The sequence below is a fragment of the Streptomyces sp. QH1-20 genome, from assembly GCF_041283565.1.
In the GTDB taxonomy this organism is placed as follows: domain Bacteria; phylum Actinomycetota; class Actinomycetes; order Streptomycetales; family Streptomycetaceae; genus Streptomyces; species Streptomyces syringius.
On the sequence record NZ_CP166299.1, the window covers coordinates 834,114 to 855,478 of the forward strand.

Here is a 21,365-nt window from a genome sequence, read left to right on the forward strand (position 1 = left end):
GCTCAGGTCTCCAGCTCGTGGCTCGGGTGGGCGCTCGGGTGGGCACCGAGGGGGGAATCGGTGGGCGGCGTCGCCGGGTTCCAGCGGTCACCGGTGCCCAGCGCGCGGTGGACGGAGACCTCGCCGCCGAGCGGCGCGCAGCCGGCGCGGATGTGCTCGGCCTTGCCGGCCAGGCCCGGGTCGGCGGCTTCGAGGAGGACGCCGAGCATGGTGCCGCTGTGCGCGAGGACCAGACCGAGGCCGTCGACGTCGTGGCACAGGCGGCGCAGGTCCTCGAATCCGCCGCGGGCCCGGTGCCGGGCGTTCATCTCGGCGCTGCGGGTGGCGACGGCGCCGACGGTGCGCAGATCGCGGGAGGCGACCGCGTCGGTCAGCAGGGCCAGGAGGGCGGCGTACTCGCGGCGTTCCTCGGCGTCGAACACCTTGGCCTTGCGGTTGTGGGTGACGGTGTCGACCTGGCCGCCCTCGTCGTGGGCGACGACCGTGAGCGGGGGCAGGGCACCCAGCCGGTGGGCGAGCCGCACGTCGCGGTGGTGGAAGGCGACGATCTCGTCGTACATGACCCCGTCGGCGGGTTCGATGCCCCGCAGGAACGCCTCGGTCTGGGCCGGGGTGAACGTCACGTCCCAGGCCGCGCCGACGGCTCGTACGGTGGCCACCAGGTCGGCGGACGAACTCGCCAGGCCCTTGCCCTCCGGCAGTTCGCCGCTGATGTCCAGCCGCCCGCCGCCACGCACCCCGAGGGAGGCGAGGACCTGGGCCGCGACGCGGCGGGACTTGCCCTTGTGCGCCGGGCGGACGACGATCGCGTCGGCGTCCGGATCGTGCTGGAAGACGGCGGTGGCCCAGCGGGCTATCGGGAAGGTGACGAGGAACTCGCCGCGCGGCTCGGGCAGGGCCCCTTGCAGCAGTTCCCCGAACGTTCCGAAGGCCTTTCCGACACCCCTCCGGGCGCCCGGCCCGCTCGCGTGTTCAGCGCGGTCCGCGCTCGTCACCATCGGTACCGACATGGCTCTCACCCCGCTCCGTTTCCCGGCCCAGCGCCCGGTCCGTCTCGTCCGCCCCGGCCCGCAGGGCCGCCGACCGCCGCGCCCACTGCTCGCGCAGCCGGTCGTACTCCTCCTGCTGTGTGCCCAGCAGTTCGCGCACGGCCTCGGGGTGGGCCGATCCGGCGGACGCCATGCGCTCCAGCCCGCGCCGGACGTCGAAGGCCTCGGCGAGCAGCTCCGCGGGGTCCTCCAGGGCGATGCCCTTCTCGGCGGCGGCCTCGCGCAGCAGGTCCGCGTCGCCCGGCGCGGGGGCGAGCCCGGCGGCGGCGGCCAGCACGATGTACCGGCCGGCGACGACCTGGGCGGTGCGCCACGGCACACCGCGCTTGAGGGTGAGGGAGTTGGCGAGGCTGAATCCGCCGAGGAACTCCCGCTCGCACACCTCGCGCATGCGGTCCGCCCGGAAGGTCAGCCGGCGCAGCACCTCGGTGAACAGCCGTACCGTGCCGTGCGCCGATTCGAAGGCGTTCAGCAGGTGGGTGCCGGCTTCCTTGGAGACCTCCACCAGGTTGCAGAAGGGGGTGTTGCGCTGACCGAGGAGGCCGTCGATGTGGAAGGCGGCGAGGTGCGCGGTGCGGCCGCGGACGCGTTCCAGGACGGGGTAGTTCTTCTTCTGCGGCATGGCGGAGGAGATGCCGGACAGGTCGTCGGGCAGTTCGATGAAGCCGTATTCGCTGCTGCCCCAGGTGAGCAGGTCGGTGGTGAAGCGGCTGAGGGCGGCGCCGAGGAGGCTGAGCTCCGCGGTGATCTCCGTGCTCCAGCGCCGGGAGGCGACCGAGGTCAGCGCGCTGGGCTGGGGGCGGGAGAAGCCGAGGAGGCGGGCCATCCGGTCGCGGTCCCAGGCGAGTTCCTGGCCGGCCATGGCTCCGGCGCCCAGCGGGCAGGCGTCGAGGCCGTCGTAGGTCGCCAGCAGCCGCCGCTGGGTGTGCAGGACCTGCTCGCTGACGGCGGCGAGGTAGAAGCCGGGGGTGATGATCTGCGCGGCCTGGAAGTGGGTGTACCCCGGCATGGGCAGCTCGCGGGTCGACTCCGCCAGCCGGTGGGCGGCGGTGCCGAATTCCAGGAGCGCCTCGGCGAAGTGGGCGAGGCGGGCGCGGCCGAACATCAGCTGGGCGCACGACTGGAGGTCGTTGCGGCTGCGGTCGACGTGCCAGCGCGTCACCGGCTTCGCCAGGCCCTCCTCGACGTGGCGTTCGAGGGCGAAGGCGATGTCCGACATGTTGGCGCCGGGGCGTGCGGTGAGGGTGTCGGGGCCGACGCCGTCGAGCAGGGTGGCGATGGCGTGGGCCTCGTCGGTGGTGACGAGCCCCATCCGCGCGTACTCGGCCGCGAGCACCTTCTCGATGGCGACGTAGTGGCCCATCAGGTGCCGGGACTCGAACCTGAACTGGGGGTCCAGCACCTCGTCGTGCAGCAGCTCGCTCGGCCCGCTGCCGATCCGGCCGCTGAGCGCGGCCGGCGGGCCGGTGTGTTCGCTTCTCACGTGGTCTTCCGTTCCGTTGCGAAGAGGTCTGCGGGTGGGGGGTGCGCTCACCGGCCGGTCGGGGCCGGGGTGAGGGTGGCGGCGACCGCCGTGATGTGCGGGGGACGCATGAGGTCGTAGTGGTCCGCCTCGGTGTCGTGGACGTCGAACGTGCCCCGGACCCGGCCGGCCCACTGCCGGGCGGCGTCCTGGCCCGCGCCGGTCGTGCTCTGATGGAAGATCACCGGGCCGTCGAGGACCGGCGGGCGGTAGGCCGCGGCGACGTGGACGCCGGTGCGGAACACCTCGTAGTGGCGGGCCAGCCGCTCGGCGTCGAGGCCGGGGGCGAGCCGGTCCTCGGCCACCTGCTCGGCCAGGGCCTTGAGGCGGGTGCTTGAATCCCCGGCGGTGGCCAGCAGAGCGCGCAGGGCGGCCCGGGAGTCGTCGTCGAAGGCGGCACCGGCCGCCCGCGCGAGGTCCTCGTAGAACCACTCCAGCAACTCGACTTCGTTCTCAGGGTTCTCGGGGTTCTCGGGGCTTTCGGGGCCCGCGGGCCGCGGGTAGGCGGTGTCGAGCAGGGCGAGCGTGGCGACCTGCTCTCCGTCCGCGCGCAGCCGGGCGGCCATCTCGAAGGCGAGGAGTCCGCCGAACGACCAGCCCGCCAGGTGGTACGGGCCGGTGGGCCGCACCCGGCGCAGGGCTTCGAGGTGCCCGGCCGCCAGCTCCTCGACCGTACGGGCCGTGGCGAGCGCGGCACCCTCGGCGAGGCCGGGGGCGGTCAGGCCGTACACGGGCCGGTCCGGGCCCAGGGCCGTGGCGAGTGCCCGGTAGCAGAAGACGTGCCCGCCGATCGGGTGGAGGAGGAACAGCGGCGGCTGGTCACCGCCCCGCTGGATGCGGACCACGCCCTCGTCGGGGGCCGCCCGGTGGGTGTCGCGCAGCAGTTCCGCCTGCTGGGCGACGGTCGCGTTCTCCAGGACGGTCCCGACGCCGAGGCGCTCGCCGAACTCCTCGTTGATCCGGGTGATCAGCCGCAGTGCGGCGATCGAGTGGCCCCCGGCGGCGAAGAAGTCGTCGTGGATGCCGAGGGGGCCGCTCTCCAGCAGCCGCTCCCAGATCCCCAGGAGCCGGGACTCCAGCTCGTCGCGCGGGGGTGCCGCGGGGCGCCCGCCCCGCGCGTCGGTGGCCTCCGGTGCGGGCAGCGCGGCCCGGTCGAGCTTGCCGTTGGCGGTCAGCGGCAGCGCGTCGAGGAGGACCCAGGCGCCGGGGACCATGTACTCGGGCAGCCGGCGCCGGGCGGACTCGGCGAGGCCGGCGGCCGACGGCCGGTGTCCGGCGGCGGCGACCACGTAGCCGACCAGCCGGTCACCGCGCGGCAGGACGGCGCACTCGCGCACCGCGTCGTCGTCCGCGAGGACGGCCTCGATCTCGCCGGGCTCGACCCGGAAACCACGGATCTTGAGCTGGTGGTCGGTGCGGCCCGCGTACTCCAGCTCGCCGCCGGGCCGGTGCCGGGCCAGGTCGCCGGTGCGGTACAGCCTGCGTGCGACCCCGTCCCGGCCGGTGTGCTCGATGAACCGCTCGGCCGTCAGCTCCGGCTGCCCGTGGTAGCCCAGGGCCAGGCCGACGCCTTCGAGGTACAGCTCGCCGGTGACGCCCAGGGGCACCTCGGCCAGGTGCCGGTCGAGGACGTGGACGCGCATGTTGGCGATGGGACGGCCGATGGGGACCACGCCCGTGCCGTCGTCGTGGCAGCGCCAGGACGTCACGTCGACGGCGGCTTCCGTCGGCCCGTAGAGGTTGTGCAGCTCCACCCCGGGCAGCCGCTCGAAGAACCTGCTCTGCACATCGTGCGGGAGGGCCTCGCCGCTGCACACCACGCGGGTGAGCCCGGTGCAGTCCGCGGCGGCCGGGTCCTCCAGGAACACGCTCAGCATGGAGGGGACGAAGTGCACGGTGGTGATGTGCTCCGCCTGGACGGTCGCGGCGAGGTACGCGGGATCGCGCTGGCCGCCGGGACGGGCGAGCACCAGGGTCGCGCCGGTCAGGAGGGGCCAGAACAGCTCCCACACCGACACGTCGAAGGTGTAGGGCGTCTTCTGCAGGACCCGCTCCCCGGGGCGCAGCCCGTAGGCGTCCTGCATCCACAGCAGCCGGTTGCAGATGGCGCGGTGGGAGACGACGACGCCCTTGGGCTTTCCGGTGGAGCCCGAGGTGAAGATCATGTAGGCGGGGTCGTCCGGGCCGGCGCCGACGGTGGCCGGAGCGTCCCCGGGGCTTGCTGTCGTCCGCGGCCCTATCGCGTCGATGCCCGCGGCGCGCAGGGGCGCTGCCCAGCGCTCGTCGGTGACGACCAGCGCGATGCCGGCCTCGGCCAGCAGGGACGTCACCCGCTGCGCGGGGTGGTCGGGGTCCAGGGGGACGTAGGCCGCACCGGATTTGAGGATCGCCAGCAGCGTGACCGACAGGTCCGCCGAGCGGTCCAGCAGGACTCCGACGAAGGCCCCGGGGCGGGCGCCGCGCTCGCGCAGGGCGCGGGCGAGGCCGTCGGCGGCCTCGTTCAGCTGCCGGTAGTCCAGCTCGGTGCCCTCGAAGCGCACGGCCGGGGCGCCGGGCGTCGCGTGGGCCTGGCGCTCGATCAGTTCGTGCAGGACGTGGGGCTGCTCGTAGTCGACGCGGGTGTCGTTCCACCGTGCGTACGCCCGGTGTTCGTCCTCGGTCAGCAGGTCCGCGTCGTGGGCGGTGCCGTCCGGGTCGGTGGCCAGCAGGCCGAGCACGGCGGCGTAGTGGGTGTGGATGTCCGCGACCTGCTCGGGGGTGAACCGGGCCGCGTCGTAGCGCAGACCGAGTTCGAGCCGGTCGCCGTCGGGGTTGCGGGAGAACTCCGCGCCGAACGCGACGTCCGTGCCGGCCTCCCCGTCCTCCTCCAGCACGGCGAAGGCGTCCGGGTCCGGGGCGTTCCGCTCGACGTGGAAGTGGGTGTAGTTGAAGAACGTCTCGAAGAGCGCGCCGCCGCCCGCCGCCGTCACGATCTCCGCCAGCGGGAAGCGGCGGTGCTCGTGGACGCGGACATCCAGCGCGGCGACCGCGCGGACGAGGTCGCGCCAGGTGCCGTCGGGGAGGGAGAGGCGGAAGGGGAGGGTGTTGAGGAAGACGCCGACGACCTTGTCGCCGTCGCTCTCCTCGGTGCGGCCGTTGTGGACCACGCCGGTCGTGACGTCGTCGCTGCCGCCCAGCAGTCCCATGACCCGCAGATGCGCGGCGAGCAGGACGACCCGCAGCGGCACCCCGAGCTCGGCGGCGAGCGCGGCCAGCCGGTCGTGGAGGCCGTCCGGCAGGGGGGCGAGATGCCAGGACATCCGCGCCGGGCCCGTCGCCGGGATCCGCCGGGGCAGCCGGGTGACGGCCATGCCCGCCATCTGCTCGGTCCAGAACGCGCGCTGTTCGTCGCTGGCGACGGCGGCGCGCTCCAGGGCGACGAAGGAGGCGAACCGCGACCGGGGCCCGTGCGCCGACGGGCTCTCGTCGGCGAGAAGGCGGAGGTAGGTCTCGCTCAGCTCGGTGAACAGCGACCGCTCGCTCCAGCCGTCCATGACGGCGTGGTGTTCGGTGAGGAAGAGCTGGAAGGTGTCGGCCGACCGGCGCTGTACGTGGAACCGCATGAGCGGCGCCCGCTCCCAGTCCAGCGGGCGGGCCCGCTCCGCGTCGTAGCGGGCGGTGACCGCGGCGCGCCGCTCGTCCTCGTCGAGGGCGCTCAGGTCCTCGAAGGTGATCTCCGGTGCCGCGCCGGCGTGGACCAGTTGCAGGGGTTCGCTGAAGCCGTGCAGATTGAAGGCGGTGCGCAGCATCTCGTGCCGCCGGGCGAGGAGGGCGATCGTCTCGCGCCAGGCACGCTCGGAGTAGGGCGCGCGGATGTGGTAGCTCGCGACGTTGTGGTAGATGGTCCCGGCGGTCGGCAGGTCGCTGTGGAACAGCATGCCCGCCTGGAGCCGGGTCATCGGGTAGGCGTCCTCCAGCCCGTCGGGCAGCGCGGCCCGGTCGCGCGGGTCGAGCAGCGAGAAGGGCTCGTACGCCGCCTCCTTCGCGGCCCCCGCGGTGGTCGTGACGACGGGGGCGAGGTCGCGGACGGTCTGGTGGCGCATCAGGTCGCTCACCGCGAAGTCCAGCCCCCGCGCACGGGCGTGCGCCAGGACCTGGATGCTGCGGATCGAGTCGCCGCCGAGGGAGAAGTAGTTGTCGTGGGCGCCGACCCGTTCGCGGCCGAGGACCTGTTGCCAGATCTCGGCGAGGCCCGTCTCGACGGGACCCCGGGGCGGCTCGTAGGCGGTGTGCGCGAGGGCCGTCCCGGCGCCGGGCGCGGGCAGCTTGCGGCGGTCCACCTTGCCGTTGGCGGTCAGCGGGAACTCCGGCAGGCTGACGAACGCACCGGGGATCATGTACGCGGGGACGCGCCGCGCCAGGTGCTCGCGCAGGTCCTCGACGCTGGGGCCGCCGGCCTCGCCCGCGGCCGCCAGATAGCCCACCAGGGTGTCGGCGCCGGAGGCGTCGGGCCGGACCAGCGCGACCGCGGCGTCGACCAGCGGGTGCGCGGCGAGCGCGGCCTCGACCTCGCCCAGCTCCACCCGGAAGCCGCGGATCTTGACCTGGTCGTCGATCCTGCCGAGGTATTCGAGGTCTCCGTCGGGCAGGAGGCGCGCGAGGTCACCGGTCCGGTACAGCCGCTCGCCGACCGGGCCGCGCCCGTCGCCGAAGGCATCGGCACAGAAGCGCTCGGCCGTCAGCCCGGGCCGGCGCAGATACCCGCGGGCCAGACCCGCCCCGCCGACGAACAACTCGCCCGCCACACCCGGCGGTACGGGATTCCCGCGCCGGTCCAGCAGGTGCAGCCGCAGATCCGGGATCGGTACGCCGATGACGCTGCCCCGGCCCTCCCGCGCGTCGCGCGCGGTCAGCGGCCGGTAGGTGACGTGGACGGTCGTCTCGGTGATGCCGTACATGTTGACCAGCCGCGGCGCGTCGTCCGGGTGCCGCTCGAACCACGGGCCGAGGGCGCCGACGTCGAGTGCCTCGCCGCCGAAGACGACGTAGCGCAGGGCGAGTTCGCCGTCCTCCGGCCGCCGCCCGGCCGCCGAGTGCGCCTCGTCGACGCGGGCCAGCTGGTAGAAGGCCGACGGCGTCTGGTTGAGCACCGTCACCCGCTCGGCGCGCAGCAGCCGGTGGAACTCCTCCGGGGACCGGCTCGTTTCGTACGGCACCACCACGAGCCGGCCGCCGTGGGCGAGCGCGCCCCACAGCTCCCAGACGGAGAAGTCGAAGGCGACCGAGTGGAACAGCGTCCAGACGTCGTCGGGGCCGAAGCCGAACCAGTGGTCGGTCGCGGAGAACAGCCGGGTGATGTTGCGGTGCGGGACGAGGGTGCCCTTGGGGCGGCCGGTGGAGCCGGAGGTGTAGATGACGTAGGCGAGGTGGTCCGGGGTGACACCGGTCCCGGGGGCGGTGTCCGGCTCGGCGGCGAGCAAGGCGGCGTCCCGGTCCAGGTCGACGGCGTGCAGCGGCAGATCGCCCCAGAGGTGCAGGGTGTCCGTGGCGCCGACCAGGTGGGTCAGCCCGGCGTCGCCGATGATGTAACGCAGCCGCTCGGGCGGGTTGTCGGGGTCGAGCGGCAGATACGCGCCGCCCGCCTTCAGGATGCCGAGCAGCCCGACGACCAGGTCGGGCGAGCGTCGCAGGCAGAGCCCGACGAGCGTGTCGGGGCCGACGCCCTGCGCCCGCAGCCGGTGGGCGAGGCGGTTGGCGCGCCGGTCGAGGTCCCGGTAGGTGACCTGGGTGGTGCCGTGGACGAGGGCGACGGCGTCCGGGGTCGCGGCCGCGTGCCCGGCGAAGATCTCGTGGGCGCAGCGGTCGGGCACCCCGGCGCCCGGCGGCAGCTCGGGGACGATGCCGCGCAGCTCCGCCTCCGACAGCATGGGCAGCGCGGAAACGGGCAGCTCCGGGCGGGCCGTGGCCTCGGCCAGCAGCCGCTCGTAGTGCCGGGCGACGCGCTCGATGGTGGCCGCCTCGAACAGGTCGGCGCGGTACTCCAGTCGGCAGCGGATCGTCTCGCCCGTCCGGACGACGTCGAAGGTCAGCTCGAACTTGGCGCTCCCGGCGGGGCCGTCGACGAGGCGGGCGCGCGGGCCGGGCAGACCGGCCGTCATGTCGTCCTCGTCGTGGAAGCCGAACATGACGTGGAAGAGGGCGGCGCTGTCGGCGGTCCGCTCCGGGCCCAGGTGCTCCACGATCCGCTCGAACGGCAGGTCCTGGTGGTCCTGGGCGTCCAGCACGGCGTCCCGGACGCGCCCCAGGTGGTCGCGGAAGCAGGGGTCGTCGGAGAGGTCGGACCGGATGACCACGGTGTTGACGAAGAGCCCGACGGTGTTCTCGAACTCCTTGCGGTTCCGGTTGGCCACGGGAGTGCCGACGATGACGTCGTCGAGCCCGGTGTAGCGGCTCATCAGCACCTGGAAGACGGCGAGCAGCCCGGAGTAGAGGGTGCTCCCGCTCTCGCGGCAGAGCCGCCGCAGCCCGTCGAGGGCTTCCGGGGACAGCGGGAACTCATGGACGGCGGCGGTCGCGTCGGTGTTCCGGTGCCCCTGGGCAGGGGCCCGGTGGTCCCTGGGCAGGGCGGTCGCCGGCAGTTCCCCGGACAGCTGCCTCGCCCAGTAGTCGAGCTGACGGCGGGCGGCGGAGCTCTCCAGCCAGTCCTGCTGCCACTCCGAGTAGTCGGCGTACTGGTAGCCGGGCGCCTCCAGCGGGGGCACGGCGGCCGCCGCCGGGTCCCCGGTGTGCGCCGCGTAGTCGGTGAGCAGCTCGCGCAGCAGCACACCGGCCGACCAGCCGTCCGCGATGATGTGGTGCATGCTCAGCACGAGCACGGCGCCCCCTTGCGGGGTGTGCAGCAGCCCGGCGCGGAACAAGGGCCCGTGGTGCAGGTCGAAGGGCCGGTGGTGCTCGGCCTCCAGCCAGCGTGTGACGTCGCCGGCGTCGTGGGCCGTGGCCGTCCGCCACTCCCACCGCGCCCGCTCGTCGATGACCTGGAGCAGCTCGCCGTCGCGCAGTGCGAACCTGGTGCGCAGCGCCTCGTGGCGGTCCGTCAGCCGTCGCGCGCACCCGGCGAGCACCTCGGCGTCCACCGGGCCGTCGAGGGTGTAGAAGACGGGCATGTGATAGGTCGGCCTGCCCTCCTCCAGTTCCTGGAGGAAATACATCCGCTGCTGGGCGCGGGATGCCGCGAAGGCGTCGGCCGCCGGGTCCCCGGTGGTGCTGAATGCGGGTTCGGTCCGCTCGTCACTGGCCACGATAAACTCCCCCGGCCGCGTGTCTGGTCAACGCGCAGCGCAAGTGAACAGCGTGAAATTCTTTATTTCACGCACGTCTGCTGATTGCTGTTCGGAGCACGACTCGGGTGAATACCCCGAAGAATACGGAGACGCTGCGCAGGCAAGGCCGGCGGTCCGCCCGGACGGCCATCACGCCTGCCCGGGACGCCAGTTCCTGTCGGGTCCCCTTCGTTCCTTGATCAACGTAGCGAGCGTTTCACGGACCGGTCAATAGCGGTTCGGGAATTTTCCCGAAAACCCTTGACAGTTTCGGTAATCGGTACCTGGATCACGTGACTTTTAAAATCACGGAATACCCGCTATAAGGCGCCGGAGATTGTCACGGCAGAAGGAATCGACTCGCGTGACGCCGGCCGGGACGCCCTCGCGGGTCAGGGGCACCCGACGGAGCGGGCACAATCGTGGGGTGGCCCGATACAGCGCACGCCGACAGCCGGCGATCACCGATTCCGCACCCTGCCCCTGCGGGCGCGAAGCGACCTACCGCGACTGCTGCGGCAGCTTCCACCGCGGGGAGACGACGGCTCCCACCCCGGAGCGGCTCATGCGCTCCCGCTACAGCGCCTTCGTCGTCCACGACGCCGCGTATCTGCTGCGCACCTGGCACCCGGCGACCCGGCCGGCCGACCTCGATTTCGACCCGGACCAGCGGTGGACGGGGCTTGAGATCCTCGGCACGACGGGGGGCAGCGCCTTCCACAGCGAGGGCTCGGTCGAATTCGTCGCGCATTACAGCGAGCGGGGGCACGCGGACAGCCAGCACGAGAACAGCCGCTTCCTCCGCGACAACGGCCAGTGGGTGTATGTGAGCCCTATGCCGGAGCCGGACGGGGCAGCCCGGACACACTGAACCCCGCCCGGGTCCGTGCGTTCCGTGGGAGTCTTGTGCCGGACTGCGCAACACCAGGCGTGAGCGACGATGGGGTGACCACGATGCCTCTTGAGGGCGAGTACGAGCCGAGTCCGGCGCAGTGGGTGCGCGAGCAGGTCGAGCTGTACGAGAGTTCGGGCGGCACGCGGGGAACGACGCTCTGGGACACGGGCCTGCCCGTCGTCATCGTGACGATGCGCGGCGCGAAGAGCGGCAGGATCCGTAAGATCCCGCTGATGCGCGTGGAGCACGAGGGGCGGTACGCGGCCGTGGCCTCGAAGGGCGGCTTCCCGCGTCACCCCGTCTGGTACTTCAACGTCAAGTCCGACCCGCACGTGGAGCTCCAGGACGGGGCCGTACGTCACGACATGACGGCCCGTGAGGTCACCGGGAGCGAAAAGGCCGAGTGGTGGGAGCGCGCGGTGGCCGCGTATCCGCCGTACGCCGAATACCAGGAGAAGACCGACCGTGTGATCCCCGTCTTCGTGCTGGAACCTGTGCACGGGGCAGAGCCGACGGACACCACGCATCACGCTCTGTGACGGCAGGGTCGAGAAACAAGCGCATGACGCGCTCCCGGGGGACGGGCCCCGCACCGGGTCAGGTCAGGCGTAGGTGATCACGAGGGACGGCGGGCCCGCCCGGAGCCGGCGTGGCCGAAGCACGAGGCCGCCGGGCGGGGACGCGGTCGGCGGGGTTACTCGCCTCGCGCCGCGTTCTTCTCCTTGATGCGCACCGCTTCCTTGCGGACCTCGGCCTGGGTGGCGCGCTCGCGCAGCAGCCACTCGGGCTGCTCGTCCTTCAGCGCCTCGATCTGCTCCGTGGTGAGGGCTTCGGTGACCCCGCCGCGGGCGAGGCCCGCGATGGAGACGCCCAGCTTCGCCGCGACGACAGGGCGGGGGTGCGGGCCATTGCGTCGCAGTTCCTGCAGCCACTCGGGCGGGTCGGCCTGCAGGGCGTTCAATTCGGTGCGCGAGACGACACCCTCCTGGAACTCGGCGGGGGTGGCCTCGAGGTACACACCCAGCTTCTTTGCCGCGGTCGCGGGCTTCATGGTCTGGGTGGTCTTGTGCGACGTCATGGTGTCAAGAGTATCGAGCGTGTGCGCTACCTCTGACCACGACCGGTAACCTGGCGGAGTGACAGGCTCGGATGTTTCCCCTTCGTTCCGGCTCGCGTATGTCCCGGGAGTGACGCCCACCAAGTGGGTGCGGATCTGGAACGAGCGGTTGCCCGACGTCCCGCTGACCCTCGTCGCGGTGTCCCCCGCCGAAGCGTTCGACGTGCTGCGGGGCGGCGGCGCCGACGCGGGTTTCGTCCGGCTGCCGGTCGACCGGACGGACCTCAGCGCGATCCCCCTCTATACCGAGACCACGGTGGTCGTGGTCCCGAAGGACCACGTCGTGGCGGCGGTGGAAGAGGTGTCCGCCGAGGACCTGGCCGACGAGATCGTGCTGCACCCCCTCGACGACACCCTCGGCTGGGAGCGTCCGCCGGGGCGGCCCGCGTTCGAGCGGCCCGCCACGACGGCGGACGCCGTCGAACTGGTGGCGGCCGGCGTGGGGCTCCTCGTCGTCCCGCAGTCACTCGCCCGTCTGCACCACCGCAAGGACCTCACCTACCGCCCGCTCTCGGACGCCCCCGAGTCGCGCGTCGCGCTGTCGTGGCCCGAGAAGCGGACCACCGACCTGGTCGAGGACTTCATCGGGATCGTCCGCGGGCGGACCGTCAACAGCTCACGGGGCCGTTCCCCGGCCCCGGCCCCGGCGGCGCAGCCGAAGCGCAAGCGCCCCGAGCCGGCCGGCGACCGGCGCAAGCCCGCGGCCCGCAAGGCAACCGGCAAGAACCCGCGCGGCGGATCCGGCGGCACGAAGAGCGCCAAGCGCGGCAAGCCCCGCCGCCGGTCGTAGCGCCTTGACGCGCCGCGGCCCGCGGGGGCCGTCGGCGCGGTCAGAAGCCCTCACAGGTGGCGGTGGCCCCCGCGCCGGACGCCGTGGCGGTGGTCGGCTTGCCATCGCCGACGGTGACGCTGCAGGTCACCGAGCCGCCCCGGGGGCCGGTGGTGACCGCGAGCAGACCGCCCTTGGCGAAACCCTTGGTGTCGATCTGCTTGCGCCACGGCAGGGACGGCACCTTCTGCAGATTCTCGGAGCGGTTTCCGCTGCTCCAGGTCGTGTGGACGATCGTCACGTCCTTGGCGTCGCCGGTCACCTCGTACTTCACCGTGACGGTCTTGTCGGACTCCTCCGAGACGACGGCGAACAGGACGGCGCACCCGCCGACGATCAACAGCAGCAGCACCAGCAGGACCCACGGCCACTTCCGGCGTCTGCGGTGCCCGGGCGGCGCGTGATGCGGATGCCCCGCCGCCGACGGTCCGCCCCAGCCGGGGGCGCCTTGCGGGCCTGACGCGGAGGTGTCCGGCATGAGTGCGCGCCCTTCCTACGGTCGGCACCGACCCTGGCCGACGTATCGGATGATTTCCACGCAGGTGACGCATTCATGCTAGGCCGTAGGGCTCACCTCGTCCCACGCATTCGATCTTTGTACCTACTGGTATGTACAGTGATCTTGTGAGCACTTCGGAACGCCTGATCGAGAGCACCCGTGAACTCCTCTGGGAGCGCGGCTACGTCGGCACCAGCCCCAAGGCCATCCAGCAGCGCGCGGGCGCCGGGCAGGGCAGCATGTACCACCACTTCAGCGGCAAGCCGGATCTGGCGCTCGCCGCGATCCGCCGCACCGCCGCCGAGCTGCGGGAGCAGGCGGAGCGGCAGTTCTCCGCCCCCGGTACGGCCGTCGAGCGGATCTCCGCCTATCTGCTGCGCGAGCGGGACGTCCTCAAGGGCTGCCCGATCGGGCGTCTGACCCAGGACCCGGACGTCCTCGCCGACCCCGTGCTGCGCGGGCCCGTCGAGGAGACCTTCGACTGGCTGCGCACCCGCCTCACCGAGGTCCTGGCGGAGGGCCGCGAGCGCGGTGAACTCGCCACGGACCTCGACCCCGCCGACACGGCCTCGGCCGTCATGGCGGTGCTCCAGGGCGGTTACGTCCTCGCCCGCGCGGCCGGGTCCAGCACGCCGTACGACCGGGCCGTCAGGGGCGCGTTGGGCCTGCTGGCCGCGCACTCCGCCGCCGGGCCCCCACGCCCGCACTCCGCCAGCCGGTGACCGCAGACCAGGGACGAGCCGAGGAACCCCTTATGTACGCCATGCAATACGAGATCACCCTGCCCGCCGACTACGACATGGGGATCATCCGGGAGCGGGTGGCGACCCGCGGCCACGCCCTCGACGACCGGCCCGGTCTCGGGCTCAAGGCCTATGTCATCCGCGAGCGCGGCGTGGACGGCTCACCCGTCAATCAGTACGCCCCGTTCTATCTGTGGGACGACATCGGGGCGATGAGCCACTTCCTCGTCGGCCGTGGGGGCTTCCAGGGCATCATCGCCGACTTCGGGCGCCCCGGCGTCCGCCAGTGGGCGGGCATCGCCTGCGAGGCGGGTCCCGCCCGCGCGAGCACGCCCCGGGCCGCCTCCCGCAGCGTCACCCCGCTGCCCGCCGGGGCCGACCCGGCCGCCCTGGTCGAGGACGCCCTGGCGGAACTGCGCGTGCGGGCCCGCCGTGCGGACGTCCACACCACGGCCCTCGCCTTCGACCCCCACCACTGGGAGCTGATGCGCTTCACCCTCTGGGCGGACTCCGTCCCCGGGACCCCGGAATCCCCCACCGCCGAGACCGAGCGCTACGAGGTCCTGCATCTGTCGTCGCCGCACCTGGCGGCGATCCCGACGGGCCGGCACTGGTAGGGGGACGGGCGGCGGACAGCCGGTACCCGTCAGCCACGGCGCACCCGGCACAGCACCACCCCGGCGAACCGGGCGAACGGCACCGGCCCGGTGTGCCGGGAGTCGTAGCTGACCTCGCGGTTGTCCCCCAGGACGAACAGATGCCCCGGGGGAACCACCTCCGCGGCGGAGGGGAGCCCCGGCGTCGCCTCGCCGGGAAGGGCCGCGACCCGCTTGACCATGGTGGTGGGGACCGTCCGGTCCGGGGTCCGGCCGTCCGGACCGGACGGAGCCGGCACCGGTCGCAGTCTGATCACGACGACCGTGCCCCGGCGCACCAGCCGCACGGGCACCCGGGCGGCCAGCAGCCGGTCTCCGTCGCGGTAGGCGGGCAGCATGCTGGGACCGCTGACGTCGAGCAGGACGCAGCGGCTGCGGACGACGAACGCCGTCAGCAGGGTCAGGGCCGCGGGTACGGCGGCGACCGTCACCGGAGTGCGCGCGAAGGGGTTCGCCGTGGGTCCGTGCGGCCTCATGAGCCGTGTCCCGACCCGGAGGTGGCCGGGGCGGCCTCCCCCTCCGCCGCTTCCGTCTCCCTCGGCTGGTCGAGATAGCCGCGGGCCTGGAGGGTGAACAGCCGGTGGTAGGTGCCGCCGTGGGCGAGGAGCCGTCGGTGGTCGCCGCGTTCCGTGATGCGCCCGCCCTCCAGCACCGCGATGGTGTCGGCGTCCTTGACCGCGCCCAGCCGGTGGGAGATCAGCACACTGGTGCGTCCGGCGCGGCGGGCCCGCAGCCGGGTGTGGATCTCGTGCTCGGCGGCCGGGTCGAGGCCCGAGCTGGGTTCGTCCAGGATCAGCAGATCCGCGTCCGTACGCAGGAAGGACCGCGCGAGTCCCATGCGCTGCCACTGTCCGCCGGACAACTGCACCCCGGTCTCGTTCTCGTCGTCGCCGTCCCAGAACGCGCGGCTCAACAAGGTCGTGTAGCCGTGCGGCAGCCGGGAGAGGTCCTCGTGCAGCCCCGCCAGCCGGGCCGCCTCCTCGCAGCGGTGGGGAGCGTCGAGCGCGGCGATCTCCCCGATGCCGATGTTCTCCCGCGCGGTGAGGTCGTAGCGCATCGGGTCCTGGAAGGTGGCGGCGATGCGCGCCCTGAGTTCGGCGGGCGGGATGTCGCGGAGGTCGGTGCCGTCCCACAGGACGCGGCCGCGGGTGGGGTCGTAGAACCGGCAGAGCAGCTTGACCAGCGTCGACTTTCCGGAGCCGTTGACCCCTACGAGCGCGGTCGCCTTCCCCGCCTCGATCCGCAGGCTGGCGCCCCGCAACACCCAGGGCAGTCCTTCCTCGTAGCGGAACCACACGTCCTGGAGCTCGATGGCGTCCCGCAGCGGTGTGGCGGGGCGGGGGTCCGGGGGCACGGGGAGATCGGGGCCGAGGCCCATGACGGTCAGATAGTGGTGGAACATCATCAGCGAGTTGTGCGCCTGGCCCATCTCACCGGCCAGGCCGCCGATGCCGCTCTGGACCGCGGGGATCGCGGTCAGGAGCATGGAGACGTCGCCGACCGTCATGGCTCCTTGAGCGGCGCGCCCGACCGCCCAGATCAGGGCGGCTCCGGCCAGCGCCGCCGAGGCGATCTGGAGTACGGACTGAATGCGCAGTTCCCTGCGGTCCAGCGTGTCCTGAAGGGCATCGGCCTTGCGGCGTTCGGTCAGCATCCGGTCCCGCAGGAAGCGCCCGGCGCCGTAGAGCCTGATCTCCTTCGCGGCCTCCACGCTGGACAGCAGCGTCGCGTAGAAGATCTCCCGGCGTTGGGCGGGGCTGATGATCCAGAAGGTCCGGGCGCGTCGACGGCTGAGGGTGATCTCCGCCCAGAGGACGGGGATGCCGGAGAGCGCCACGGCGACGGCCAGCAGCGGATGGAGGACCGCGAGGGAACCGATGAAACCGACGAGCAGAATGCTGCTGCGGGTGATGCCCGCCACTCCCTGGACCACCTGGAACGGAGCGAGTCCGCCGCTTTCCTGGGCCAGTCTGAGCTGGTCGATGAACTCCGGGTTCTCGAAACGGCGCAGTCCCCTGAAGGTGTCGACCGAGGCGTGCAGCCGTTCCTTGACCAGCCGGCTGGTCGCCCGGGTCATCCGGGCCTGGAGGTAGCCGGTGATCTGGGGGGCGACGGCCATGATCGCGCTGGTGACGGCGAGGGAGAACGCCGGCCGGGTGAGTTCCCGCACGTCGGCGCCGTCGGCGAGGCTGTCCAGAACGCCCTTGACGAGCCAGGTGAGGACGACCGGCGCGCCGGCCGAGAGCAGGGTCAGTGCCAGGTGACCGACCAGCACCCAGGGCGCGGCGCGGAACGCGAGCGCGAGGGCCGGTCCCACCGCGCGGACGGTCCGCTGCCGCCCGGGCGGGCCGGCGGGGGCGGGGCTCATGCCGACCCGACGGGCAGGGCGGTGGCGAGGGCGGCGTCCCCGACGGCCGCCACCGTGGGCGACGCGCCGTCCGGAGCCGAGACGGCGAACTGGGACGGGAAGGCCTGGACTCCGAAGGCGGCCGTGCAGGGCCCTTCGGTGTCCTCCCTGACCACGCGGGCGACGGCGGCGAGCTGTTCGGTCATGGCGTGCGCCTCCGCCTCCTCGTCCGGCCCGCCGCTCGCCGTCACGACTACGGCGATCACCTGGCGGTGGCCCTGGAGCGCGGCGGCCCGCTCGACGAAGACGGGCAGCTTGCGCCGGCACGGTGAGCAGCCCGGGGAGAAGAACGACACCACGGCACCGTCACCGAGGTCCTTCTCGGTGAGCGGGGCGCCTTCGGTGCACCGCGTCGCGAAGGTTCCCACAGCCTCCCCCACGGCGATGCCGCCTTCTTCGGTGAGGGCCGGGCCGGCGGGACGGTCGCGGAGTCTGCGGAGGACGGCGAGGGTCAGCAGCAGGTCCAGTGCGCACAGGGCGGCTACCGCCGCGAGGGCTATGGCGAGGTAAACCATGGCGGGGCCTCTTCCGGTAGGGGTCGGGGACTGCCGTTCCCGGGGGCGGCGGGGCGCGGCCGCAGGAGTGACACCAGTTCGTCCCCGACGACGAGGACGAGTGCGGCCGTGGCGCCGGCCAGCCACGCCGCGAACTGCCCCTGCCAAGGCAGCCCGTCGGAACCCGGCACCCCCGGGAGGGCCGCCGTCACCGCGACGAGCAGCACGGCGTTGCGCAGGAGTTGGGGTGGTCCGACCGGGCCCGCCGAGGCGCCGAAGCACCGGCAGGACACCGGTGTTCCCGAGCGCAGGGCGCGAGCGACGGCGTAGGTGAACGCGCTCAGCAGGCCGGCCGCCGCCAGCAGCCCGAGGCCCCGCGACCGCGGTACGGCCAGGAGGACCGCGGTCGCCGCCTCCGCGCCGACGAGCGCCGCGGCCAGGGCCCCGGCCCGCCCTGCGGGTACGCGGCCCAGCACCGCCACGGCGTCGGTGAACGCGGCGAACGACGCGGCGCCTTGGACCTTGCCGACCACGGCGGCCCCGAAGACGACGAGCAGCAGGGCCTGGCATGTTGCCGAGAGGAATTCCACAGGTTCTCCCGTGCGAGGTCCGTGGCCCGGCCGGCCCCCGGTCGGAGGCGGGCCGGGCCACGGCGGTCATCCGGTGGACTTATGAACAGCCGCAGAACAGGTACTGCCTCTCACCGGTGCACGAGTTGCGGCGCTGGGTGTACTGGGAGAAGTTCGCGCACGGCTGGTTCCTGATGCAGACCGGGTACCAGTAGCACGCGCCCGCGGTCTCCTGCGGCACCAGGCGTTCCAGCATCCGGTCGGCGAACCCACGCATGGTCTTCATGCTGCGATGTCCCTTCGTCGGGTCGTGGTGTCCCGGGCCGTGGTCGAGGCGACTTCCTCGACCGGCCGGGCAGACACAGCGTGTCCCGGCGCGGCCGAGCCCGGAACAGCGGACGGCCGTCCCGGACAAGGTGTGGCTGTCCGGGCCGGTCAGAGCCTTGTCCGGATGTCGTCCGCCCCTCGTCCGAGCGGCGGCCGGAGCCGGAGGCGACCGCTCCACGGGGTCCCGCCTCCGGCCACCGCCTCCGGGACGGCGCCGTCCCCGCCCAAGAGCTGTTCCACCGGCCGGGGTTACCCGGCGGTCGGCGGGTGCGCGGTGGGGCGCAGCCCTTACCCTGGCGCCATGACCGGGGGCGCGAGTGGACAGAGCGGGCGCATCATCGACGGGCGCTTCGCGTTGCTGGAGCGGCTCGGCAGCGGCGGAATGGGGACGGTGTGGCGGGCGCGTGATCTGGCGCTGCACCGCGAGGTCGCGCTCAAGGAGGTGCGAGCGCCGGAGTCGTGGTCGGCTGCCCCCGGCTCCGAGGCCACGCGCGTCCTGCGGGAACGGGTGCTGCGCGAGGCGCGGGCCCTCGCCCGGCTGTCCCACCCCAACGTGGTGACGATCCATCACATCGTGGCCCAGGACCCGCATCCCTGGCTCGTCATGGAACTGCTGCCGGGTGACAGCCTGCAGGACCGGCTCGACGGCGGTCCGCTGCCGCCGCAGGAGGCGGCCCGCGTCGGCCGGGAGGTGCTCTCCGCGCTGCGCGCGGCGCACGCCGCCGGCATCCACCACCGCGATGTGAAACCGGCGAACGTCCTGCTGCGCGCCGACGGCCGGGCGGTCCTCACCGACTTCGGCATCGCCGCGCTCCAGGGCTCCACCGCCCTCACGGCGGCCGGCGAGCTCATCGGCTCGCCCGAGTACATCGCCCCCGAGCGCATCCGCGGCGGCGAGGAGACGCCGGCCTCCGACTTCTGGTCACTGGGCATGCTGCTGTACGTGGCTGTGGAGGGCATCAGTCCGCTGCGCCGGGCCACCACGCTCGCCACCCTGGCCGCCGTTCTCGACGACCCGGTGCCACCGCCCGTGCGGTCCGGGCCGCTGGCACCCGTGCTGACGGCCCTGCTGGTACGGGACCCGGCCGCGCGGCCCGACGGCGCCCGGCTGGACGAGCTGCTGGCCCGGGCGGAAGCGGCACCCGACCATCCGCCGACCCGGTGGGACAGCCCCCGTCCGCCGGCCACGCCCCCGCACTCCCTGCCGACGGTCACCAACGGCTCCAGCGGGAGCACCGGACCCACCGGTCCCATGGCGCCCGGCGTACCGCGCTCCCGGCGCGGACCGCTGGCGGTGGTGGCCGCCGCCGTCGCCGCGGTGCTGCTCGCGGGTGGCGTCTATCTCGCCATCAAGCCCGGCGGCGACGGCGCCCGGGCCGCCGGCAGTCCGGGCACCGGGGTCTCCCCCGGCACGGCTGAGCGGACCCCCACCCCGCGCGCCTCCGGCGCCAGGAGCCCGGCACCGCAGCGCCCCTCACCCTCGCCCACCCCGTCGCGCGCCGTGGAGCCAGCCCCGGCCGGGCCCGCGGGCACCTGGATCGCCCAGCTCCACTCCGAGCCCGTCTCCACCGGCACCGCCACCCGGGACCGGCGGCTGGCGATCGTCCGCGAGAGCATCCCCGAGGCGGTCATGCTGCGCAGCGACGACTACGCCTCGCTCAAACCCGGCTACTGGGTCTTCTACGCCCCCGGGCCGTTCGCCAACGGGTCCGAGGCGGTCAACTGGTGCGCGGAGCGCGGCCGTACCACCAGGAACGCGTGCGTGGGCCGGTACGTGAGCCACAGCGCGGGCGACCGGGACGCCCTGTGCCTTCCCGCGACGGGCACGGCGGGCAACAGCACCGGCCGTTGCACCCGCCCATAAGACGCATACAGTGCATTTCGCTCCGCGCCTTCGCCGGCGGAGAGATGCGATCCGGCGCCAAACCACAAGAACGCTCCCCCCTTCCTTTCCTCTCGCGACCCGGGATACCTCTGGGTGCGGGCGGCCGAACCATGGGCCGCCCGCACCTGCCTGGAACCCTGGAAAGGAGCCTCACCATGGGCAACGCACCGTCGGGGACACCCAAGGACGACGACGGCTGGTACGTGGACGACCGCTGCACGAACTGCGACGTCGCCCGGCAGCTCGCCCCGACGCTGATCGTCGAGGTCGACGGCCGCTCGGAGATCCTCCGCCAGCCGCGCGACGCGGCGGAGGAGGGTCTGCTGCACGCCGCCGCGTACGCCTGCCCCACCCGCTCGATCCGCCGCACCGCCCGTCGGCTGGACCCGGCGCAGGATCCGTTCCCGATGGCCCTCGACGAGGACGTCCTGCTGTGCGGGCACAACTCCAACCACACCGCCGGGGCCAACGCCTATCTCCTGCGCCGCCCTTCGGGCACCTGGATGATGGTGGACACACCCCGTTGGAGCGAGCCGCTGGCCGCGCGGTACGAGGCGCTGGGCCCGGTCACCGACGTCCTGCTCACCCACCGGGACCATGTGGCGCACGGGCGGCGCTACGCCGACCGTTTCGGGGCCCGGTTGTGGATCCACGAAGGGGACCTCGACGCCGCGCCGGACGCCGACCGCGTGCTGCGCGGCACCGATCCGGCCGCGATCGCCGAGGGCGTCGTCGCGTACCCGCTGCCCGGGCACACGGCGGGCAGCGTGCTCTACGTCGCGGACGAGCGGTACTGCTTCAGCGGCGACAGTCTCTACTGGTCCCGCACGACGGCGGACATCGAGGTGGCGGACACCGTCACCTGGTACTCCATCGAGGAGTTGGCCGCCTCCCTGTCGCGCACCGCGGCCCGGCTGCGCTTCGAGTGGCTGCTGCCGGGCCATGGCGACCGCAAGAAGCTCCCGGCGGCGGAGATGTCCCGGCGGCTCGAACGGCTGACGGTCCGCACCCGGGCGCTGCGGCCCCGGCCCGTCGATTTCACCGCCATCCGATGGTGAGCGCCCGGGCCGTCGCG

The 21,365-nt window shown here is 73.3% G+C and carries 17 protein-coding genes; 7 read left to right on the forward strand and 10 right to left on the reverse strand.

Annotated elements, in window-relative coordinates:
- Window positions 1-2: 2 nt before the first annotated feature.
- The 3 genes from AB8O64_RS03905 to AB8O64_RS03915 are packed head-to-tail and all read right to left on the reverse strand — an operon-like array spanning window position 3 to window position 9,848.
- Window positions 3-1,010, reverse strand: coding sequence for a kinase (locus AB8O64_RS03905; RefSeq protein WP_370417863.1), 1,008 nt, complete (start codon window positions 1,008-1,010; stop codon window positions 3-5).
- Window positions 973-2,532, reverse strand: coding sequence for an argininosuccinate lyase (locus AB8O64_RS03910; RefSeq protein WP_370417864.1), 1,560 nt, complete (start codon window positions 2,530-2,532; stop codon window positions 973-975). Before AB8O64_RS03910 ends, AB8O64_RS03905 begins: the two co-directional genes overlap by 38 nt.
- Before the next feature lie 47 nt (window positions 2,533-2,579).
- Complete coding sequence (locus AB8O64_RS03915) at window positions 2,580-9,848, reverse strand: amino acid adenylation domain-containing protein (protein WP_370417865.1); 7,269 nt, start codon at window positions 9,846-9,848, stop codon at window positions 2,580-2,582.
- Window positions 9,849-10,296: 448 nt separating this feature from the next.
- Here AB8O64_RS03915 and AB8O64_RS03920 point away from each other — a divergent pair, with 448 nt between their 5' ends.
- Together AB8O64_RS03920 and AB8O64_RS03925 are read left to right on the forward strand one after the other, a co-directional pair.
- Complete coding sequence (locus tag AB8O64_RS03920) at window positions 10,297-10,740, forward strand: YchJ family protein (protein WP_370417866.1); 444 nt, start codon at window positions 10,297-10,299, stop codon at window positions 10,738-10,740.
- Between the two features lie 83 nt (window positions 10,741-10,823).
- A complete protein-coding gene (locus tag AB8O64_RS03925; protein ID WP_370423782.1) occupies window positions 10,824-11,303 on the forward strand; it encodes a nitroreductase family deazaflavin-dependent oxidoreductase in 480 nt (159 codons plus the stop codon).
- Window positions 11,304-11,458: 155 nt separating this feature from the next.
- Here the strand turns inward: AB8O64_RS03925 and AB8O64_RS03930 are convergent, their stop codons facing one another.
- The gene (locus tag AB8O64_RS03930; RefSeq protein WP_356455390.1) at window positions 11,459-11,842 is read right to left on the reverse strand and encodes a DUF5997 family protein; all 384 of its coding nucleotides are present in this window, start codon (window positions 11,840-11,842) and stop codon (window positions 11,459-11,461) included.
- Between the two features lie 58 nt (window positions 11,843-11,900).
- On the opposite strand from AB8O64_RS03930, the gene AB8O64_RS03935 reads away from it, so the two are divergent.
- On the forward strand, window positions 11,901-12,671 hold the full coding sequence (locus AB8O64_RS03935) for a LysR substrate-binding domain-containing protein (RefSeq protein ID WP_370417867.1): 771 nt from the start codon (window positions 11,901-11,903) through the stop codon (window positions 12,669-12,671).
- 40 nt (window positions 12,672-12,711) lie between these two features.
- Here the strand turns inward: AB8O64_RS03935 and AB8O64_RS03940 are convergent, their stop codons facing one another.
- Window positions 12,712-13,188, reverse strand: a complete 477-nt coding sequence (locus tag AB8O64_RS03940; RefSeq protein WP_370417868.1) for a hypothetical protein — start codon at window positions 13,186-13,188, stop codon at window positions 12,712-12,714.
- Between the two features lie 146 nt (window positions 13,189-13,334).
- Here AB8O64_RS03940 and AB8O64_RS03945 point away from each other — a divergent pair, with 146 nt between their 5' ends.
- Window positions 13,335-13,931, forward strand: coding sequence for a TetR/AcrR family transcriptional regulator (locus tag AB8O64_RS03945; protein ID WP_370417869.1), 597 nt, complete (start codon window positions 13,335-13,337; stop codon window positions 13,929-13,931).
- A gap of 32 nt (window positions 13,932-13,963) precedes the next feature.
- Window positions 13,964-14,569 carry a DUF4865 family protein gene (locus tag AB8O64_RS03950; protein ID WP_370417870.1) on the forward strand — a complete coding sequence of 202 codons (606 nt, stop codon included), beginning with the start codon at window positions 13,964-13,966 and terminating at the stop codon, window positions 14,567-14,569.
- 29 nt (window positions 14,570-14,598) lie between these two features.
- On the opposite strand, the gene AB8O64_RS03955 is transcribed toward AB8O64_RS03950, so the two are convergent.
- The 5 genes from AB8O64_RS03955 to AB8O64_RS03975 all read right to left on the reverse strand — a co-directional run bounded on the left by AB8O64_RS03955 (window position 14,599) and on the right by AB8O64_RS03975 (window position 18,364).
- Entirely contained in the window at window positions 14,599-15,084 is a 486-nt protein-coding gene (locus AB8O64_RS03955; protein WP_370417871.1) for a S26 family signal peptidase, read from the reverse strand.
- A complete protein-coding gene (locus AB8O64_RS03960) occupies window positions 15,081-16,976 on the reverse strand; it encodes an ABC transporter ATP-binding protein (protein WP_370417872.1) in 1,896 nt (631 codons plus the stop codon). The genes AB8O64_RS03955 and AB8O64_RS03960 overlap by 4 nt, the downstream gene beginning before the upstream one ends.
- The gene (locus AB8O64_RS03965) at window positions 16,973-17,530 is read right to left on the reverse strand and encodes a TlpA family protein disulfide reductase (protein ID WP_370417873.1); all 558 of its coding nucleotides are present in this window, start codon (window positions 17,528-17,530) and stop codon (window positions 16,973-16,975) included. The genes AB8O64_RS03960 and AB8O64_RS03965 overlap by 4 nt, the downstream gene beginning before the upstream one ends.
- A complete protein-coding gene (locus AB8O64_RS03970; RefSeq protein ID WP_370417874.1) occupies window positions 17,512-18,099 on the reverse strand; it encodes a MauE/DoxX family redox-associated membrane protein in 588 nt (195 codons plus the stop codon). Before AB8O64_RS03970 ends, AB8O64_RS03965 begins: the two co-directional genes overlap by 19 nt.
- A gap of 79 nt (window positions 18,100-18,178) precedes the next feature.
- Window positions 18,179-18,364 carry a hypothetical protein gene (locus tag AB8O64_RS03975; protein WP_370417875.1) on the reverse strand — a complete coding sequence of 62 codons (186 nt, stop codon included), beginning with the start codon at window positions 18,362-18,364 and terminating at the stop codon, window positions 18,179-18,181.
- Between the two features lie 342 nt (window positions 18,365-18,706).
- Here AB8O64_RS03975 and AB8O64_RS03980 point away from each other — a divergent pair, with 342 nt between their 5' ends.
- Complete coding sequence (locus tag AB8O64_RS03980; RefSeq protein WP_370417876.1) at window positions 18,707-20,269, forward strand: protein kinase; 1,563 nt, start codon at window positions 18,707-18,709, stop codon at window positions 20,267-20,269.
- 176 nt (window positions 20,270-20,445) lie between these two features.
- Window positions 20,446-21,348 carry an MBL fold metallo-hydrolase gene (locus AB8O64_RS03985; RefSeq protein ID WP_370417877.1) on the forward strand — a complete coding sequence of 301 codons (903 nt, stop codon included), beginning with the start codon at window positions 20,446-20,448 and terminating at the stop codon, window positions 21,346-21,348.
- Window positions 21,349-21,365: the final 17 nt, after the last annotated feature.

Excerpts from the sequence above, each read along its gene's own strand:
- AB8O64_RS03980 (WP_370417876.1), top strand. The coding sequence starts at position 18,707 with ATGACCGGGGGCGCGAGTGGACAGAGCGGGCGCATCATCGACGGGCGC.
- AB8O64_RS03975 (WP_370417875.1), bottom strand. The coding sequence starts at position 18,364 with ATGAAGACCATGCGTGGGTTCGCCGACCGGATGCTGGAACGCCTGGTG.
- AB8O64_RS03925 (WP_370423782.1), top strand. The coding sequence starts at position 10,824 with ATGCCTCTTGAGGGCGAGTACGAGCCGAGTCCGGCGCAGTGGGTGCGC.
- AB8O64_RS03905 (WP_370417863.1), bottom strand. The coding sequence starts at position 1,010 with ATGTCGGTACCGATGGTGACGAGCGCGGACCGCGCTGAACACGCGAGC.
- AB8O64_RS03955 (WP_370417871.1), bottom strand. The coding sequence starts at position 15,084 with ATGAGGCCGCACGGACCCACGGCGAACCCCTTCGCGCGCACTCCGGTG.
- AB8O64_RS03960 (WP_370417872.1), bottom strand. The coding sequence starts at position 16,976 with ATGAGCCCCGCCCCCGCCGGCCCGCCCGGGCGGCAGCGGACCGTCCGC.
- AB8O64_RS03930 (WP_356455390.1), bottom strand. The coding sequence starts at position 11,842 with ATGACGTCGCACAAGACCACCCAGACCATGAAGCCCGCGACCGCGGCA.
- AB8O64_RS03940 (WP_370417868.1), bottom strand. The coding sequence starts at position 13,188 with ATGCCGGACACCTCCGCGTCAGGCCCGCAAGGCGCCCCCGGCTGGGGC.
- AB8O64_RS03950 (WP_370417870.1), top strand. The coding sequence starts at position 13,964 with ATGTACGCCATGCAATACGAGATCACCCTGCCCGCCGACTACGACATG.
- AB8O64_RS03965 (WP_370417873.1), bottom strand. The coding sequence starts at position 17,530 with ATGGTTTACCTCGCCATAGCCCTCGCGGCGGTAGCCGCCCTGTGCGCA.
- AB8O64_RS03985 (WP_370417877.1), top strand. The coding sequence starts at position 20,446 with ATGGGCAACGCACCGTCGGGGACACCCAAGGACGACGACGGCTGGTAC.